Here is a 234-nt window from a genome sequence, read left to right as displayed (position 1 = left end):
CAGTATCAGAATCAACAAGTGGATCAATTAGTGAATCAACATCAGGTTCAGTATCAGAATCAACAAGCGGTTCAGTAAGTGAATCAACATCAGGTTCTATTTCAGAGTCAACAAGTGGTTCAATTAGCGAATCTACTTCTGGATCAATTTCAGAATCAACAAGCGGTTCAGTAAGTGAGTCGACTTCAGGATCAGTATCGAACTCAGAATCAACAAGTGGTTCAATTAGCGAAT

Annotated in this window: 1 pseudogene; it reads right to left on the bottom strand. The window is 38.5% G+C overall.

Annotated features, from left to right (window positions below):
* Positions 1-234, bottom strand: a pseudogene (locus ER639_RS12380) (MSCRAMM family adhesin SdrC); the annotation flags it as partial.

The sequence above is a fragment of the Macrococcus sp. DPC7161 genome (assembly GCF_004117835.1).
Lineage (GTDB): Bacteria > Bacillota > Bacilli > Staphylococcales > Staphylococcaceae > SDSC01.
Note: the sequence above shows the minus strand (reverse complement) of the source record. Positions and strands in the feature narration are given on the sequence as shown.